Raw genomic sequence first — 16004 nt, forward strand, 5'->3', positions numbered from 1 at the left:
TTATCACAGGCTTGGCGGCAAGTGGCAATGCTCGGGCTTCTGATGCCCGGCGGGTGCACGGTTATAGCAGGCCCGCGGACACCCCGCCCAGCTTGTGGATAACCCCTTGAAAAGCTACAATCCCAGGCCCTGATCCGTTCCTCCTATCCACAAAAAGATCCCGCCTTCATGACCGAGGAACCCTCCCGCAGCCCCGACTTCGACACCGACGCCGATCCCGGCCAGGGGCTGTGGCAAGCCTGTGTCGAGCAGCTCGCGCAGGACCTGCCCGAACAGCAGTTCAACACCTGGATCAAGCCGCTCGTCGCCCAGGTCGCCCCCGACTTCTCCAAGGTCACCCTGCTGGTGGCCAACCGCTTCAAGCTCGACTGGATCCGCGCCCAGTACGCGGGCCGCATCACCGCGCTGCTCGAGGGCCTGTACGGCCAGCCGGTCACGCTGGAGTTAGCGCTCGCTCAGCGGGAAAGCGTTACCCGTACGGTGGTTCGCCCCGTGGTGCAGCAGCCCACGGCACCCGCCGAGACGCCCATCGGCTCCACCCCGGCGGACGAACCCGCGGCCGCGCCGTTCCGCTCGCGCCTCAACCCCGCACTCACCTTCGAGACCCTGGTGGAGGGCACGGCCAACCGCATGGCGCGGTCCGCCGCCATGCACGTCGCGGGCTCGCCCGGGCACCTGTACAACCCGCTCTTCATCTACGGCGGCGTGGGCCTGGGCAAGACCCACCTGGTGCATGCCGTGGGCAACCGCCTGCTGCAGGACAAGCCCGACGCCAAAGTTCTCTACATCCATGCCGAACAGTTCGTCTCGGATGTGGTTAAGGCCTACCAGCGCCGCACCTTCGACGAGTTCAAGGCCCACTACCACTCGCTCGACCTGCTGCTGATCGACGACGTGCAGTTCTTCGCCAACAAGGACCGCACGCAGGAGGAGTTCTTCAACGCCTTCGAGGCGCTGCTGGCCAAGAAGAGCCACATCGTGATGACCTCGGACACCTATCCGAAGGGCCTTGCGAACATCCACGAGCGGCTTGTCTCGCGCTTCGACTCCGGCCTCACCGTCACGATCGAGCCGCCCGAGCTCGAGATGCGCGTGGCCATCCTGATCAACAAGGCCCGGGCCGAGAGCGCCGAGATGCCCGAGGAAGTCGCCTTCTTCGTCGCCAAGAACGTGCGCTCCAACGTGCGCGAACTCGAAGGCGCGCTGCGCAAGATCCTGGCCTATTCGCGCTTCAACCAGAAGGAAGTCTCCATCCAGCTCGCCCGCGAGGCGCTGCGCGATCTGCTGTCCATCCAGAACCGGCAGATCAGCGTGGAGAACATCCAGAAGACCGTCGCCGACTACTACAAGATCAAGGTGGCGGACATGTACAGCAAGAAGCGCCCGGCCTCCATCGCCCGGCCGCGCCAGATCGCCATGTACCTCGCCAAGGAACTCACGCAGAAGAGCCTGCCGGAGATCGGCGAGCTTTTCGGGGGGCGCGACCACACGACGGTGCTGCACGCGGTGCGCAAGATCGCAGGCGAACGGCAGCAACTGACCGAGCTGAACCAGCAGCTGCACGTGCTGGAGCAGACGCTCAAGGGCTGAAAGCGGCCCGCAAGACCACGGTGAAGCCCGCCCGCGCCCAGGAAATGCCCCGGTTCCCGGGCAAAATGCCAGGTTGGCCGAGGGGTGCCGGCAAAGGCATCGCCCACGCGGCCGCCGGGCGGCCCGGCACCGTCGCACAAATCACTAGGGGTTGAAGACATGATCGTCCTGAAGGCAACACAAGACAAGGTTCTCGCGGTACTGCAATCGGTCGCGGGCATCGTCGAGCGCCGGCACACGCTGCCCATCCTGGCCAACGTGCTGATCCGCAAGACCGGCAATGCCCTGCAGCTCACCACCAGCGACCTGGAAATCCAGATCCGCACCACCGCCGAGCTCGGCGGCGACACGGGCGACTTCACCACCACGGTGGGCGCGCGCAAGCTGATCGACATCCTGAAGACCATGCCCGCCGACCAGACGGTGAGCCTGGAGTCGCAGCAGTCCAAGCTGGTGCTCAAGGGCGGCAAGAGCCGCTTCACCCTGCAGTCGCTGCCGGCGGAAGACTTCCCCCTGGTGCAGGAATCCGCCGCCTTCGGCCCCGTCTTCAGCGTGCCGCAGAAGGTGCTGAAGGACCTGCTCGGCCAGGTGTCGTTCGCCATGGCGGTGCAGGACATCCGCTACTACCTCAACGGCATCCTGTTCGTGGCAGAGGGCAACACGCTGAGCCTGGTCGCCACCGACGGCCACCGCCTGGCCTTCGCGAGCGCCACGCTGGACGTGGAAGTGCCCAAGCAGGAAGTCATCCTGCCGCGCAAGACCGTGCTGGAGCTGCAGCGCCTGCTGTCGGACGCCGGCGGCGAGAACCAGCCCCACATCGAGATGCAGTTCGCCAACAACCAGGCGAAGTTCACCTTCGGCGGCATGGAGTTCGTCACGAAGCTGGTCGAAGGCAAGTTCCCCGACTACAACCGCGTCATCCCCAAGAACCACAAGAACAGCGTCACCCTGGGCCGCGCGCCCCTGCTGGCCAGCCTGCAGCGCACGGCCATCATGACCAGCGACAAGTTCAAGGGCGTGCGCCTGAACATCGAACCCGGCACCCTGCGCGTGGCGTCCAACAACGCCGAGCAGGAAGAGGCCGTGGACGAGCTCGACATCGACTACGGCGGCGACACCATCGAGATCGGCTTCAACGTCACCTACCTCATCGACGCGCTCGCGAACATGGGCCAGGACATGGTGAAGGTGGACCTCTCCGACGGCAACAGCTCCGCGCTGATGACCATCCCCGACAACGACAACTTCAAGTACGTCGTGATGCCCATGCGCATCTGACGTACCGGTCCCCTGACTTTCTTTCGACCCCACCGGAAGCCGCACGCGGCTTCCCCGGACCCCAAGGCCTTCCATGACCGCTGAGAACACCCTGCCCGAGCCCACCCTTCCCACGGGCGACAGCCAAGCGCAGTCCGTCGCAGCCCCCGCTTCCGTGCCCGCCCAGGCCGCCGCGCCCAGCGACGGCTACGGCGAAGGCGCGATCCAGATCCTGGAAGGCCTGGAGGCCGTGCGCAAGCGCCCCGGCATGTACATCGGCGACACGTCGGACGGCACGGGCCTGCACCACCTCGTCTTCGAAGTGGTGGACAACTCCATCGACGAAGCGCTGGCTGGCCACTGCGACGACATTGTCGTCACCATCCACTCCGACAACTCCATCAGCGTGGTGGACAACGGCCGCGGCATTCCCACCGGCGTGAAGATGGACGACAAGCACGAGCCCAAGCGCTCGGCCGCCGAGATCGCCCTCACCGAACTGCACGCGGGCGGCAAATTCAACCAGAACAGCTACAAGGTCTCGGGTGGCCTGCACGGCGTGGGCGTCTCGTGCGTGAACGCGCTCAGCAAGATGCTGCGCCTCACCGTCCGCCGCGACGGCAAGGTGCACCTGCTGGAGTTCAGCCAGGGCTTCGTGCAGAACCGCATCCTCGAGACGGTGAACGGCGTCGAGGTCTCGCCCATGCGCGTGACCGGCGAGACCGACAAGCGCGGCACCGAAGTGCACTTCCTGCCCGACACCGAGATCTTCAAGGAGAACAACGACTTCCACTACGAGATCCTCGCCAAGCGCCTGCGCGAGCTCTCGTTCCTGAACAACGGCGTGCGCATCCGCCTGAAGGACGAGCGCACCGGCAAGGAAGACGACTTCTCCGGCGCTGGCGGCGTGATGGGCTTCGTGCAGTTCATCAACGCCAGCAAGAAGGTGTTGCACCCCAACGCCTTCCACGCCACGGGCAGCCGCCCCGCGGAGACCTACGGCGGCATCCCCGGCACCGAGATCGGCGTGGAAGTGGCCATGCAGTGGAACGACGGCTTCAACGAATCCGTGCTCTGCTTCACCAACAACATCCCGCAGCGCGACGGCGGCACCCACCTGACCGGCCTGCGCGCCGCCATGACGCGCGTCATCGGCAAGTACATCGAGCAGAACGAGATGGCCAAGAAGGCCAAGGTCGAGGTGAGCGGCGACGACATGCGCGAAGGCCTGTGCTGCGTGCTCTCCGTGAAGGTGCCCGAGCCCAAATTCAGCAGCCAGACCAAGGACAAGCTCGTCTCCAGCGAGGTGCGCGCGCCCGTGGAAGACATCGTCGCGAAGGCCCTCACCGACTACCTGGAAGAGCGCCCCAACGACGCCAAGATCCTCTGCGGCAAGATCGTGGAAGCCGCCCGCGCCCGCGAGGCCGCGCGCAAGGCCCGCGAAATGACGCGCCGCAAGGGCGTGCTCGACGGCATGGGCCTGCCCGGCAAGCTCGCCGACTGCCAGGAGAAAGACCCGGCGATGAGCGAGATCTACATCGTCGAGGGCGACTCCGCCGGCGGCTCCGCCAAGCAGGGCCGTGACCGGAAGTTCCAGGCCATCCTGCCGCTGCGCGGCAAGATCCTGAACGTGGAGAAGGCGCGCTACGAGAAGCTGCTCACCTCCAACGAAATCCTCACGCTCATCACCGCCCTGGGCACCGGCATCGGCAAGGCCAGCGCGGACGGCACCGGCAAGAGCGGCGCGGACGATTTCAACGTGGACAAGCTGCGCTACCACCGCATCATCATCATGACCGATGCCGACGTGGACGGCGCGCACATCCGCACCCTCCTGCTCACCTTCTTCTACCGCCAGATGCCCGAACTGGTCGAGCGCGGCCACATCTACATCGCCCAGCCGCCGCTCTACAAGGTGAAGAACGGCAAGGAAGAGCTCTACCTGAAGGACGGCCCCGCGCTCGACACCTTCCTGCTGCGCGTGGCCCTGCGCGACGCCAGCGTGACCACCGGCGGCGAACAGGCCCGCACGCTCGATGGTGAAACCCTCGGCACCCTGGCGCAGAAGCACCAGGTGGCCGAGGCCGTCATCGAGCGCCTCTCCGCCTTCATGGACCGCGAGGCCCTGCGCGCGATCGCCGACGGCGTCGCGCTCAACCTGGACACCGTGGAAGACGCCGAGGCCAGCGCCGTCGCCCTGCAGGCCAAGCTGCGCGAACTGACCACCACCGGCGTGCCCGCCGAAGTGGCCGGCGAATTCGACGCCCGCACCGACAAGCCCGTGCTGCGCATCAGCCGCCGCCACCACGGCAACATCAAGAGCAGCGTCATCACGCAGGATTTCGTGCACGGCGCCGACTACGCCGCCCTGGCCGAAGCCGCCCACACCTTCCGCGGCCTGCTCGGCGAGGGCGCCAAGGTGCTGCGCGGCGAGGGCGAACGCCAGCGCGAGGAAAAAGTCGGCGACTTCCGCCAGGCCATGGCCTGGCTCATCAAGGAAGCCGAACGCACCACCAGCCGCCAGCGCTACAAGGGCCTGGGCGAGATGAACCCCGAGCAGCTGTGGGAAACGACCATGGACCCCGAAGTGCGCCGCCTGCTGCGCGTGCAGATCGAGGACGCGATCGAGGCGGACCGGGTGTTCACGATGCTGATGGGCGATGAGGTGGAGCCGCGAAGGGACTTCATTGAGACGAATGCGTTGAGGGCGGGGAATATTGATGTGTGAGTGACTGTAGAGCGCCCCATAAGGTGCGAAAAAGGGCCCCATAAGCTGCGAAAGCTATGGGGCCCTTGCTTTTGATTGAGCTGCGCGAAGGGCTTGTCTTGAGGTGTAAGCGCAGGGAGCGCTTCAACTAACAAATAGATATTTGCGTGTGAAGTGCCTTTTATGCGCTACAATGCCAGCAAATATCTATTTGTTTCTATGTCCCTCCCTCTCGCGGCACTGGCCCAAATCCACACTGCAGTGGTCTTTCGAGACCAGCCCCTTCAGGAAAGTCCTGAAGGCAATGTGCGCGTGCTCGCTATCCGCGATGTCGTCTCTTCAACCCCATCGAGCTGGCATGAACTCCCGCGGGTAGTGGTCGCAGAGAAGTATGTAGAGCATTGCCTCCAACCGGGTGATGTGGTCATCCCGTCACGAGGGGACTACTACAAGGCTTGGCTCTTCAACGGCGCGAGTGAGCCTGTGCTGCCGGTCGGACAGCTAAATGTCATTCGGCCAGCGGTTGACTTGGACGCCGGCTACTTGGTCTGGCATCTCAACCTCCCAGTCACGCAGGCGAAGCTGTCGCTTTTGCTAACTGGAACCACTATCAAGGCGCTGACCAAAACCGCCCTGCTGTCACTGGAGGTGGATACGCCCGAGTTGCCCCAACAGCAGCGTATTGCCGAGATTGACCGACTGGCTCGACGGATTGCGACCATCCGCCGTCGGCTGACTGAACTGGAGGGCATCGAGGTCACTCAACTCGCCAGCCAGCTCCGGCATCGTGGAGGCGCCAATGCTTGACGCTCAACAGCAGTATGCGATCCGCAGTGCACTCCGAAGGTGCTTTGACGCGGTCCGGAGCAGTGCTGACGTTGGTACTTTCCTAGGCCATCTTTTGGCTCTGCTTGTGCTGAAGTACTTCTCTGATCGTGATGCCAGAGACGCAGGGTACGGCATCGCGCTGAATGGGAAGACGAGCCAGCGACAGCTTTTCGCTGTACTGACCAACTCCGGTCACATGGCCGACCTCGGGAAGCGTATCGACCAAGCACTCGCCAATCTGGAAGACCGGCACCCGCTGCTCCAAGGCGTCTTTCATGACGTCAGCTTCGATTCCGCTGCACTGGGGAACCCCGAGCAAAGGCAACGCATCCTCTCCGACTGGCTAGATCAGTTCGGCGGTCTGGAGTTCGACTACCGGGACGAAAACGCTGCCGAGTCCGTCGCTTTTGCTTGCGAAACGCTTATCAGCGAAGTTGCCGCAGCGAGTGGAAGGCGCGGTGCCGAGTTCTTCACTCCGCCCCAGGTTTCCCGGCTAATTGCCCAAATCCTCCAGCCCGAAGCTGGGGAAAGCGTTGGTGATCCTTGCTGCGGTTCCGGCACCTTGTTGTTGGCCTGCAGCGCCTTCGCGCGCGCTCGCTCTGGCTATGAGGGCTGTCAACTGTTTGGCCAAGAGAAGAACGGCAGCACATGGGCGCTGGCGAAAATCAACATGCTTGTGCATGGGGAGCTAACTGCTCAACTGGAATGGGGAGACACCCTCAAAGACCCGCGCTTGGTGGCCGACGGCAGGCTTCGAGAGTTTGACGTGGTGGTCTCGAACCCTCCTTTCAATGTGAAGGACTGGGGGCAGGAGGCGGCAGCAAACGACCTCTATGGCCGCTATCGGCGAGGGATTCCTCCACGTGGGACTGCTGACTATGCCTTTCTCAGCCACATGGTGGAGACCCTCAAGCCCGGTCGTGGCCGCATGGCAGTGGTGGTCTCCCACGGTGTCCTCTTCCGCAGCGGTGCGGAGCTACAGATTCGCAGGCAATTGCTGGAAGAAGGCCTCGTAGACGCAGTGATCGCACTGCCAACCAAGCTGCTTCCAAACACGCCCCTGCCGATTGCACTTCTGGTGCTGCGTAAGGACAAGAGTGACAGGCGAGTGCTCTTCATCAAGGCCAGCCGCCAGTTTGAGCACGGAAAAACCCAAAACCGGCTACGCGATGAAGACCTCGCTCAGATCGAGGCCACCTATGTGGCCAGGGCGGATGTTGAGGGCTACGCCCGCTTAGTGTCGTTGGAAGACATCCTCCAGAACGACTGCAACCTCAACGTGGCTCGCTATGTGGAGGCCGTGGAGCCGGTCTGTCAGGTGGATCTGGAGGCACTTCGTGCGGAGCGCTCACAGCTCCGAGCCGAGCTGGAAGATTTGGAGAGCCGGTTTGCCAGCCTCATCCAGGAGATGAGCCGTGGGTGACACAAAGGAAAACGGCCGCTTACGCGGCCGCCTCCTCTTTTGCGACTTGGAGGGTGACGTCCGTCCGAAGAGAGAGCTGTCAGCCTGTGTTGCCCAAGCGCCTACGACGTAATTATAGCAAACAAGAAGAACACGCACCCATGCCTACCTCCGCCGATGTCCCTGCGCTGATTGCAGCCATCTCAGCCCCTCGTCTCAGCAGCTATCGGAAGTTCTTTCAGCCTCAGACTGACGAGGAACTCCTCGGTGTCTATCTGTGGCACGAAGATGTCTGCGCAGCCTTGAATCGCAACCTGAAGTGGGTTGAGGTGACGATGCGCAATCGCTTTCATCGAGCGCTCAGCCAACGCTACGGTACAGGCGCCGCCGGACCGTCTCGAGACTGGTACCACCACCTAAACCTGTCTTCTCACTCTCGCGACAGCGTTCGCAAGGTCACTCACAGCACAACTGGCCAGCTTCGCAGGCCCGCACCTGCTCCCGACGACGTAGTTGCCAAGCAGACCCTAGGCTTCTGGCCAGCACTGTTGGATGTCTCGCAGGACGTTCGTGGCACCCGGCTGGCCTGGGGCGACATCCTGATCGAGGTCGTCCCTGGCCATCGACAGAACACTGCCGCCTATTGGCGCGCTCAGGCGCATCGAGATGCGCTTTTCGCTCGCCTGGACTTGTGCAGGTACTTGCGGAACCGCATTGCTCATCACGAGCCGATCTGGAAGCAAGGTGCGCTCTACGAGGAATCACGGCCGCGCCAGCGTCGACCTGTGGCCTTGGCAGCCCCGGCGCCCCGAACTCCTGGAGAAGCCGTCCAGCGCTTGAAGCTGCAGCACGACCGCGTGATGGACTTGCTTCATTGGTTGTCGCCTGAAGTCGCCAGCATGGTGAAGGACGGCACAAGCTATCAAGACGCCGAAAAGCTGCTGCAGCCGGGCGCCCTGGACCTCTACCGACAGAACCTTCCTCTTCCTTGACAAGACCTATAAGAACCGTACGCCAATGTCCCTTACCCTCGACACCCTCGAATCCTGGCTCTGGGAGTCTGCCAACATCCTGCGTGGCTCCATCGACTCGTCGGACTTCAAGAACTACATCTTCGGCCTGCTCTTCCTCAAGCGCTTCAACGACGTGTTTGAGGAAAGAGTGAAGCAGTTGCAGCAAGTAGAAGGTCTCAGCCTGCTGGACGCCACCGTCGAAGTTTTGGACAAGTGGGGAGACTTCCCCCCTGAGGCTCGTTGGTCTCACCTGATCGCGCGTACCGAGAACATTGGCGAGGCGCTGGACAAGGCCTTCGCCGACATCGAGGCCAACAACACCGAGCTGCAACATGTGCTGACCGCCACGCAGTACGGCGACAAGCGCGTGCTGTCGGACGCCACGCTGCAGCGCCTGCTGCGCCACTTCAACCAGTACCGGCTGGGCAATGCCGACCTCTACAAGGCCGACATGCTGGGCGATGCCTACGAGTACCTCATCAAGCAGTTCGCCGACGACGCCGGCAAGAAGGGCGGCGAGTTCTACACGCCCAAGGCCGTGGTGCAACTTGTAGTGGAGCTCATCGACCCACAGCCCGGCCACAGCGTCTATGACCCCACCTGCGGCAGCGGCGGCATGCTGGTGGAAAGCGCCCATCACATCGCCAAGCTGCCCAAAGGCACGCTATTGGGCCAACCCAACGCTTTGCTCTACGGCCAGGAGAAGAACCTGGGCACCTGGGCCATCGCCAAGCTCAACCTTTACCTGCACAACATGCGGGCCCAGATCGACCGTGGTGACACCCTTGTGGAGCCCAGGCATCTGGAAGGCGGCTATCTCAAGACCTTCGACCGCGTCATCGCTAACCCACCTTTTTCCGCCAAGGCCTGGTGGACGCCGCTAGAGCTTGAAGCCGAGGCCGCGCAGGACAGCGAAGGCGGCGCAGATAACAACAGGAAGCCAAAGACGCCCAACTACAAGACCGTCAGCGACCCCTTCGGCCGCTTCAGCTACGGTGTGCCGCCACGCGGCTATGCTGACCTGGCCTTTGCCCAGCACATGCTGGCCAGCCTGAAGGCCGACGGCCGCATGGGCATCATCCTGCCGCACGGCGTGCTGTTCCGGGGCGGCGAGGAGGGCAAGATTCGCGAGGGCTTGCTCTTCGGCACCGATGCCGCCAGTGGCGGACAACCGGGCGACCTCATCGAGGCCATCGTCGGCCTTCCGCCCGCGCTGTTCTACAACACTGGCATCCCGGCGTGCGTGCTGGTCCTGAACAAGCGCAAGCCTGTCGGACTCAGGGGCAAGGTCATCATCATCGACGCCAGCCGCGAGTACCTGGAAGGCAAAGCCCAGAACAGCCTACGCCCCAAGGACGTCGAACGCATCGTCCGCACGCACAAGGCCGCCTTTGAGCGGCAGACCGAGGTGGAGAACTACTGCCGCGTGGTCTCGCTGGACGAGATTCGCAGCAATGACGGCAACCTCAACATTGCGCGATACATCGACAACGGGGAGAGTGAGGAGACCGTGGATGTGGCGGCCACCCTGGCGCAACTGGCAGCATTAGCCGGAGAAGAGGCCCAGATTGATGCGCGGTTGAACGGCTATCTGGCTGAGTTGGGGTTACTGGAGGCGGGCGCATGAAGTCGATGGGCACGGCAGAGCAAGTCACACCGAAGGCCGAGGGACTTCCTGTTGGGTGGCGATGGTCAAACATGGGAGAGCTTGCTCAGGTCAATCCCCCCCGAACCTATCCCGAGTCAGACGAGGCTGTAGTTTCCTTCTTGGCGATGGGTGACGTTTCAGAAGATGGCCGCATCCGCACCCGTCAGACCCGGAGTTACAGCGACGTCGCCAAAGGATTCACGTCATTCATTGACGACGATGTGCTGGTGGCCAAGATCACCCCTTGCTTCGAGAATGGGAAGGGTGCCCATGTTGCCGGTCTGCTGAACGGCGTGGGCTTCGGTAGCACTGAGTTCCATGTCATACGTGCTCGTCAAGAAATCGCCTTCCCTGCTTTCCTGCACCTACATACCCGCACAGAAGCGTTTCGCACGAAGGGTGAGCGGAACATGGTCGGCTCGGCCGGACAGAAGCGCGTACCTGCCGAATTCCTGCGCGCTTACCCCATCGCGCTGCCTCCGGTACTCGAGCAAAAGGGGATCGCCGCCATACTAACGGCAGCGGACGACAAGCTGGACGTGATTGCGCGCCAGATCGAAGTAACCCAGACCATCAAGCAGGGCCTCATCCAGACCTTGTTCAGCAAAGGCATCGGGAGCAAGAGCGCCGATGGCCGATGGACGAGACATACCGCATTCGTGAAGGTCGGTTCGGCCGAGTATCCCAAGTCATGGCGGATGGGGCGGATGGGCGATTTCGCCCCGCTAGTGCGGCGCGAAGTCGATGTCCAGCCTAGCAAAAGCTACCCAGAGCTTGGCCTGCGCTCCTTCGGCAAAGGTACGTTTCACAAACCTGCCCTGACTGGCGAACAGGTGGGCAGCAAGCGCCTGTTCCTCATCAAGGCGGGCGACCTTCTGCTGTCGAACGTCTTCGCTTGGGAAGGCGCTGTGGCTGTTGCCAGCCCAGAGGACGACGGCCGCTACGGTTCACACCGCTACATCACCTGCAAGGTCGATCCAGAAATTGCCAACGTTCACTTTGTTGCGCGTTATCTCGTCACACCGGCAGGCCTAGCCTCAATCGGCCTTGCCTCGCCGGGAGGGGCCGGCAGAAACAAGACGCTGGGTTTGGCAGCATTGGCTGACATGAATATCCCACTCCCGCCCTTGGCTGAGCAAAACGCTATCAATGAAGTGTTGGAGTGCGTCGAGGCAAAGATTGCCGTTCTTCAGGCAAAGCATGAGCTCTACCGTGACCTAAAGAGCGGCCTGATGCAAAAGCTCCTGACCGGCGAATGGCGAGTCAAGGTCGACGCCGACATCGCCGCCTGACCCACGATGGACGCTGCCGCCTCGCCAACCAACGACAGGCCCAGTCTGGCCGAGCTGCAGCGCGCCGTGCAGCACAAGCTGGGCGGCTGTATCTGGCGCTTGCAGCAGTACGAGCGGCTGCTGAAGGCCATGGTGGCGAACACCGATCTGGCAGGCGAGCCCGCCCAGCTGCAGGTCTTGCGCGACGCCCGGGTGGCGAGCGTTCACAGGACCACATTGGGCGGTCTGGTGAGCCTGTTCACGGGCGGCTACCTGCTTGCGGAAGACGGGTCCTCCCCGACGGCGGTGGCCGACGACAAGGCTCCTGGCGACAAGCTCTGGTTCAGCTTCCAGCAGCGCATGACGATGAGCGCCAAGCGCCATGACGCCATCACGACCGAGCTGAAGGAACTGGTGGACCTGCGCAACGAGCTGGTGCACCACCTTCTGGAGCGCTATGACCTAGCGCAGCTCGACCGCTGCGAGGCGGCCGTAGCCTACCTGGACGCCAGCCGGGCCACCATCGACCGGCACTACCAGACGCTGCGCACCTGGGCCGAGCATATGGACAACGCCAGAGCCCTGGCTGCGTCCTTCATGAACAGCGATGCCTTCAAGGACATGTTGATCGACGGCATTGCGCCAGACGGTCAGGCGAACTGGCCTGTCAGCGGCGTCGTTAGCAGCCTGCGCGAGGCGGAGCAGGCGCTGGCACCCTCGGGCAGCCAGGCGCGATGGACGGAGCTAAACGCCGCCATCGCCTGGATCAACCGGCAACACCCAGACCAGACGCCAAAACGCTACGGCTGTAGCAGTTGGCGGCAGGTGCTGTATGAGAGCGACGAGTTCGAGGTCATGAAGAAGCCGGCCCCGGCGCCCAAAACAGGCGCTGGCACGACAACGACAACCGGCACGGTGGTTTGCTACCGCAGCCGCAGGGAGGATCAAACATGAACAAAAGGCTGATCGCCTTGGCCTGTGGAGCGCACACATGAGCCAGGTCCCCGAGAAAACCGGCGTGGAAACGCCGGCCCTGGATTGGCTGGTGCGGCTGGGCTACACCCACCTGTCCGACGCCGCGGTGAAGGTGGAGCATCGCCACCTGGCCCCGGTGCTGGAAGACGTGCTGCGCCCGCGGCTGCTGGCGCTGAACCCCTGGCTGGCCGACGCGCCCGGCGGCGTGGATGCGGCGTTGATCGAGCTGCGCAAGCGCGCCAACGACGAGCTGCTGGCGGCCAACCAGGCGGTGTGGCAGCAGGTGCTGCACCGCTCGGACATCCAGGTGAAGGACCTGGCTGGCCAGCCGCGCAGCGTGCGCTTTCTGGATGCCACCGACGCGAGCAGCAACGACTTCCATGTGGTGGACCAGTACGTGGGCCGCAATGCGGATGGCGAGCTGTTCCGGCCCGATCTGCTGCTGTTCGTCAACGGCCTGCCGCTGGCCATCATCGAGTGCAAGGCCAGCCACCATCGACTGGACGAGGCGCTGGCCCAGCTAGACGGCTACCAGCGCAGCTTTGCGGCGCAGTTCGTGTTCAACCAGGTGTGCGTGGGGCTAAACCGCCGTCAGGGCCTGTACGGCGCCATACTCACCAAGCCGGCCTTCTACGCCCGCTACCGGCTGGAAGCCACCGAGCTGGCCGAGGTGGCAGCCCTGCTGGGCAGTGAGCCCGCCGAGCAGGAGCAGCTGCTGTGGGCGCTGTTCGAGCCCGGCCGCTTTGTGGAGCTGGTGGCGCACTTCGTGCTGTTCGAGACTCGCGACGGCAAGACGGTGAAGAAGCTGCCGCGCTACCAGCAGTGGCGCGCCGTGCGCAAGACGGTGCGGCGGCTGACCGGCGCCACGCCGCTGAGCGGCGTGATCTGGCACACGCAGGGCAGCGGCAAGTCGCTGACCATGGCGCTGCTGGCCCGCCTGCTGCGGGCCGACAGCACCGGTCTGGCCAACCCCACGGTGCTGGTGCTGACCGACCGGCGTGACCTGGACAGGCAAATCTTCGACACCTTCCACGCGGTGGGCATCCGCGCCATCCAGGCCGTGTCGGTGGCCGGACTGGTGAGGATGCTGGGCAATGACTACGGCAGCGTGTTCACGAGCACGGTGCAGAAGTTCCAAGAAGGGGACGAGCCTGACGCCCGGGCTGAGGACGGCACCGACGGCGATCCCGAAGAAACGGACGAGGTCTTGCAGGCCACGCGGCACCGACGCGTGCGCGTGGGCAAGGACTTCTTCATGCTGGAGGAGCGCAACGAGAACTTCCGCCTGCACGACGCCGACGGCGTGCTGTTGGACCCGAAGTGGGTGGAGCTGAAGCGCGAGAAGATCAGCTTCCGCGTGCTGAGCGCCAAGTCCAACTTCTACGTGCTGGTGGACGAGGCCCACCGCAGCCAGTACGACTTCCTGGCCGCCTTCATGCGCGCCAGCCTGCCCAACGCCAAGTTCATCGCCTTCACCGGCACGCCGCTGCTGAACGACGACAAGCACACGCTGGCCGAGTTCGGGGGCGACACCTACATCGACGAGTACCGGCTGCACGAGGCGGTGGCCGACGGCGCCACGTTGCCCATCAAGTACCAGGACGCCTGGGTCAAGCTGGCTGCCGATGCCAAGCTGGACGAGGCCTTCAACGAGCAGTTCGCACAGGCGCCCGAGACGCACCAGCAAACCCTGAAGAAGGCGCTGCTGGCCCGCTGGCGCCACGCGGGTGACCGCATGGAGCAGGTTGCGGCGCACCTGGTGGATCACTTCGTCAGCCACGTCCAGGCCAAGGGCCTGAAGGCCATGCTCGTGTGCAACGGCCGCGACATGGCCGTGCGATACAAGGACCTGCTCGATGACTTGATGACTCAGCGCGCTGCGCAGGGGCTGCCGACCTTCCAGAGCCAGGTGGTCATCTCCCTGGCGGGCATCACCGGCACGCGGACCGGTGCAACGGTGGAGGAAGAGGCGGCCGAGTACAGGCTGCCGGTCACCAAGGTGCAGAGCATCGAGGAGCGCATCCGCGATGAGCTGAAGGCGGGCAAGCAGCCGGTGGCCCTGCCGGCCGAGCAGATCAGCCACTTCGTCAGCAAGCTCTTCCCGCTGCCCTATGGCGACGAAAGCAAGGGCCAGGACGGCCAGCCGCATGCGAACAACGTGGGGCTCATCATCGTGTCCGACATGCTGTTGACCGGCTGGGATGCGCCCGTCGTCAGCACTATGTACCTGGACAAGCCCCTCAAGGAACACACGCTGCTGCAGGCAATTGCACGGGTGAACCGCACGCTGCCGGGCAAGAACGCCGGCTACATCGTGGACTACCACGGCGTGGTGGAGCACTTGGACCAGGCGCTCAAGCTCTACGGTGGCGAGGTGCAGCCGGCACAGGTATGGCAAGGCGTGGAGACCGAGCTGCCCAAGCTGCAGAGCACGCTGGAGCGGCTGCTGAAGCTGTTGCCCAAGCAGCACGACCCGGTCAGCGAGCGCGAGGCCTACAAGGACGATGCGGAGCGCTTCCTGGACCCGGCCAGCCGGCTGGATGCGGTGGAGGACTTCCTGGCACTGGCCAAGCAGTTCAACCGCAGCATCGACATCATCCTGCCCGATGTGCGCGGCCTGCCCTTCAAGCCCTACTTCAAGCTGTTCGCTGAAATCCGGCTGATGCTGCGCGACAAGCTGCCGGACGCCACCTACCGCGAGCGCATCACCCAGCTGGAATCTGCCCTGTTGCAACGGCTGCTGGACGAGTACATCGCCGCCAGCCCGGCCAAGAGCCTGCTGGGGCGCGAGGTGTCCATCCTGGATGCCAGCGACATGGCGCGGCTCAAGCAGCTGGCCAGCCCGGGCAGCCAAGCGCTGGTGATGAAGAACCAGCTCAAGCACACCATCGTCACCGGCCGCGACAAGGACCCGGCCTTCTTTGACAAGCTGGCCGAGGAGCTGGAGAAGCTGCTGGAGGAGGAGAAAGCCGGCCGCATCAGCCAAGCGCAGTTCCTGGAGCAGCTGGAGCTTTTCGGCCAGCGCGTAGCGGACAAGGACAAGACGGGCTTTGAGACGCCGGCGCACTCGGCAGTGTTCCGCTACTTGGCCGTCCTGCTGGGCGAGGACACGGCGCGCGCGGCCACGACCAAGCTCTTTGAAGACCCCCATCTGAGCCAGACGCTGGCGGCCAGCAACTGGAAGCAGATGCTGGACCTTCACCCCGAGATGCGCGACCTGCTGCGCAAGCTGCTGATGCCGCTGGCCGGCTGGGAACGCGGAGTAGCGCGTGAGCACGCGGCCCGCATCCTCGACATCCTGCTGAAGAACTGA

Annotated in this window: 10 protein-coding genes; all 10 read left to right on the forward strand. The window is 63.8% G+C overall.

Translation table 11 applies throughout. From position 1 onward, the window contains the following. Positions 1 to 168: 168 nt before the first annotated feature. Positions 169 to 1590 carry a chromosomal replication initiator protein DnaA gene (gene dnaA, locus ACAV_RS00010; RefSeq protein ID WP_013592517.1) on the forward strand — a complete coding sequence of 474 codons (1422 nt, stop codon included), beginning with the start codon at positions 169 to 171 and terminating at the stop codon, positions 1588 to 1590. 159 nt (positions 1591 to 1749) lie between these two features. Next, the gene (gene dnaN, locus ACAV_RS00015; RefSeq protein ID WP_013592518.1) at positions 1750 to 2868 is read left to right on the forward strand and encodes a DNA polymerase III subunit beta; all 1119 of its coding nucleotides are present in this window, start codon (positions 1750 to 1752) and stop codon (positions 2866 to 2868) included. 73 nt (positions 2869 to 2941) lie between these two features. Beyond that, complete coding sequence (gene gyrB, locus ACAV_RS00020; protein ID WP_013592519.1) at positions 2942 to 5575, forward strand: DNA topoisomerase (ATP-hydrolyzing) subunit B; 2634 nt, start codon at positions 2942 to 2944, stop codon at positions 5573 to 5575. 162 nt (positions 5576 to 5737) lie between these two features. After that, positions 5738 to 6361: a restriction endonuclease subunit S gene (locus ACAV_RS00025; protein WP_174270265.1), complete on the forward strand. Its 624-nt coding sequence runs from the start codon at positions 5738 to 5740 to the stop codon at positions 6359 to 6361. Then, positions 6354 to 7805 (forward strand): N-6 DNA methylase, encoded by a 1452-nt coding sequence (locus ACAV_RS00030; protein WP_013592521.1) that lies wholly within the window; start codon positions 6354 to 6356, stop codon positions 7803 to 7805. Before ACAV_RS00025 ends, ACAV_RS00030 begins: the two co-directional genes overlap by 8 nt. Before the next feature lie 140 nt (positions 7806 to 7945). Next, entirely contained in the window at positions 7946 to 8776 is an 831-nt protein-coding gene (locus tag ACAV_RS24395; RefSeq protein ID WP_013592522.1) for an Abi family protein, read from the forward strand. 25 nt (positions 8777 to 8801) lie between these two features. Next, positions 8802 to 10424 (forward strand): type I restriction-modification system subunit M, encoded by a 1623-nt coding sequence (locus ACAV_RS00040; RefSeq protein WP_013592523.1) that lies wholly within the window; start codon positions 8802 to 8804, stop codon positions 10422 to 10424. Continuing rightward, positions 10421 to 11737, forward strand: coding sequence for a restriction endonuclease subunit S (locus ACAV_RS23765; protein ID WP_013592524.1), 1317 nt, complete (start codon positions 10421 to 10423; stop codon positions 11735 to 11737). Before ACAV_RS00040 ends, ACAV_RS23765 begins: the two co-directional genes overlap by 4 nt. A gap of 6 nt (positions 11738 to 11743) precedes the next feature. After that, positions 11744 to 12670 carry an OST-HTH/LOTUS domain-containing protein gene (locus ACAV_RS00055; protein WP_013592525.1) on the forward strand — a complete coding sequence of 309 codons (927 nt, stop codon included), beginning with the start codon at positions 11744 to 11746 and terminating at the stop codon, positions 12668 to 12670. Positions 12671 to 12707: 37 nt separating this feature from the next. Continuing rightward, positions 12708 to 16004, forward strand: coding sequence for a type I restriction endonuclease subunit R (locus ACAV_RS00060; RefSeq protein ID WP_013592526.1), 3297 nt, complete (start codon positions 12708 to 12710; stop codon positions 16002 to 16004).

Source organism: Paracidovorax avenae ATCC 19860 (assembly GCF_000176855.2).
Classification (GTDB): domain Bacteria; phylum Pseudomonadota; class Gammaproteobacteria; order Burkholderiales; family Burkholderiaceae_C; genus Paracidovorax; species Paracidovorax avenae.

What these genes read in the sequence shown, in the direction of transcription:
- ACAV_RS24395 (WP_013592522.1), top strand. Translation starts at nt 7,946, where the DNA reads ATGCCTACCTCCGCCGATGTCCCTGCGCTGATTGCAGCCATCTCAGCC.
- ACAV_RS23765 (WP_013592524.1), top strand. Translation starts at nt 10,421, where the DNA reads ATGAAGTCGATGGGCACGGCAGAGCAAGTCACACCGAAGGCCGAGGGA.
- dnaN (WP_013592518.1), top strand. Translation starts at nt 1,750, where the DNA reads ATGATCGTCCTGAAGGCAACACAAGACAAGGTTCTCGCGGTACTGCAA.
- gyrB (WP_013592519.1), top strand. Translation starts at nt 2,942, where the DNA reads ATGACCGCTGAGAACACCCTGCCCGAGCCCACCCTTCCCACGGGCGAC.
- ACAV_RS00055 (WP_013592525.1), top strand. Translation starts at nt 11,744, where the DNA reads ATGGACGCTGCCGCCTCGCCAACCAACGACAGGCCCAGTCTGGCCGAG.
- dnaA (WP_013592517.1), top strand. Translation starts at nt 169, where the DNA reads ATGACCGAGGAACCCTCCCGCAGCCCCGACTTCGACACCGACGCCGAT.
- ACAV_RS00060 (WP_013592526.1), top strand. Translation starts at nt 12,708, where the DNA reads ATGAGCCAGGTCCCCGAGAAAACCGGCGTGGAAACGCCGGCCCTGGAT.
- ACAV_RS00025 (WP_174270265.1), top strand. Translation starts at nt 5,738, where the DNA reads ATGCGCTACAATGCCAGCAAATATCTATTTGTTTCTATGTCCCTCCCT.
- ACAV_RS00040 (WP_013592523.1), top strand. Translation starts at nt 8,802, where the DNA reads ATGTCCCTTACCCTCGACACCCTCGAATCCTGGCTCTGGGAGTCTGCC.
- ACAV_RS00030 (WP_013592521.1), top strand. Translation starts at nt 6,354, where the DNA reads ATGCTTGACGCTCAACAGCAGTATGCGATCCGCAGTGCACTCCGAAGG.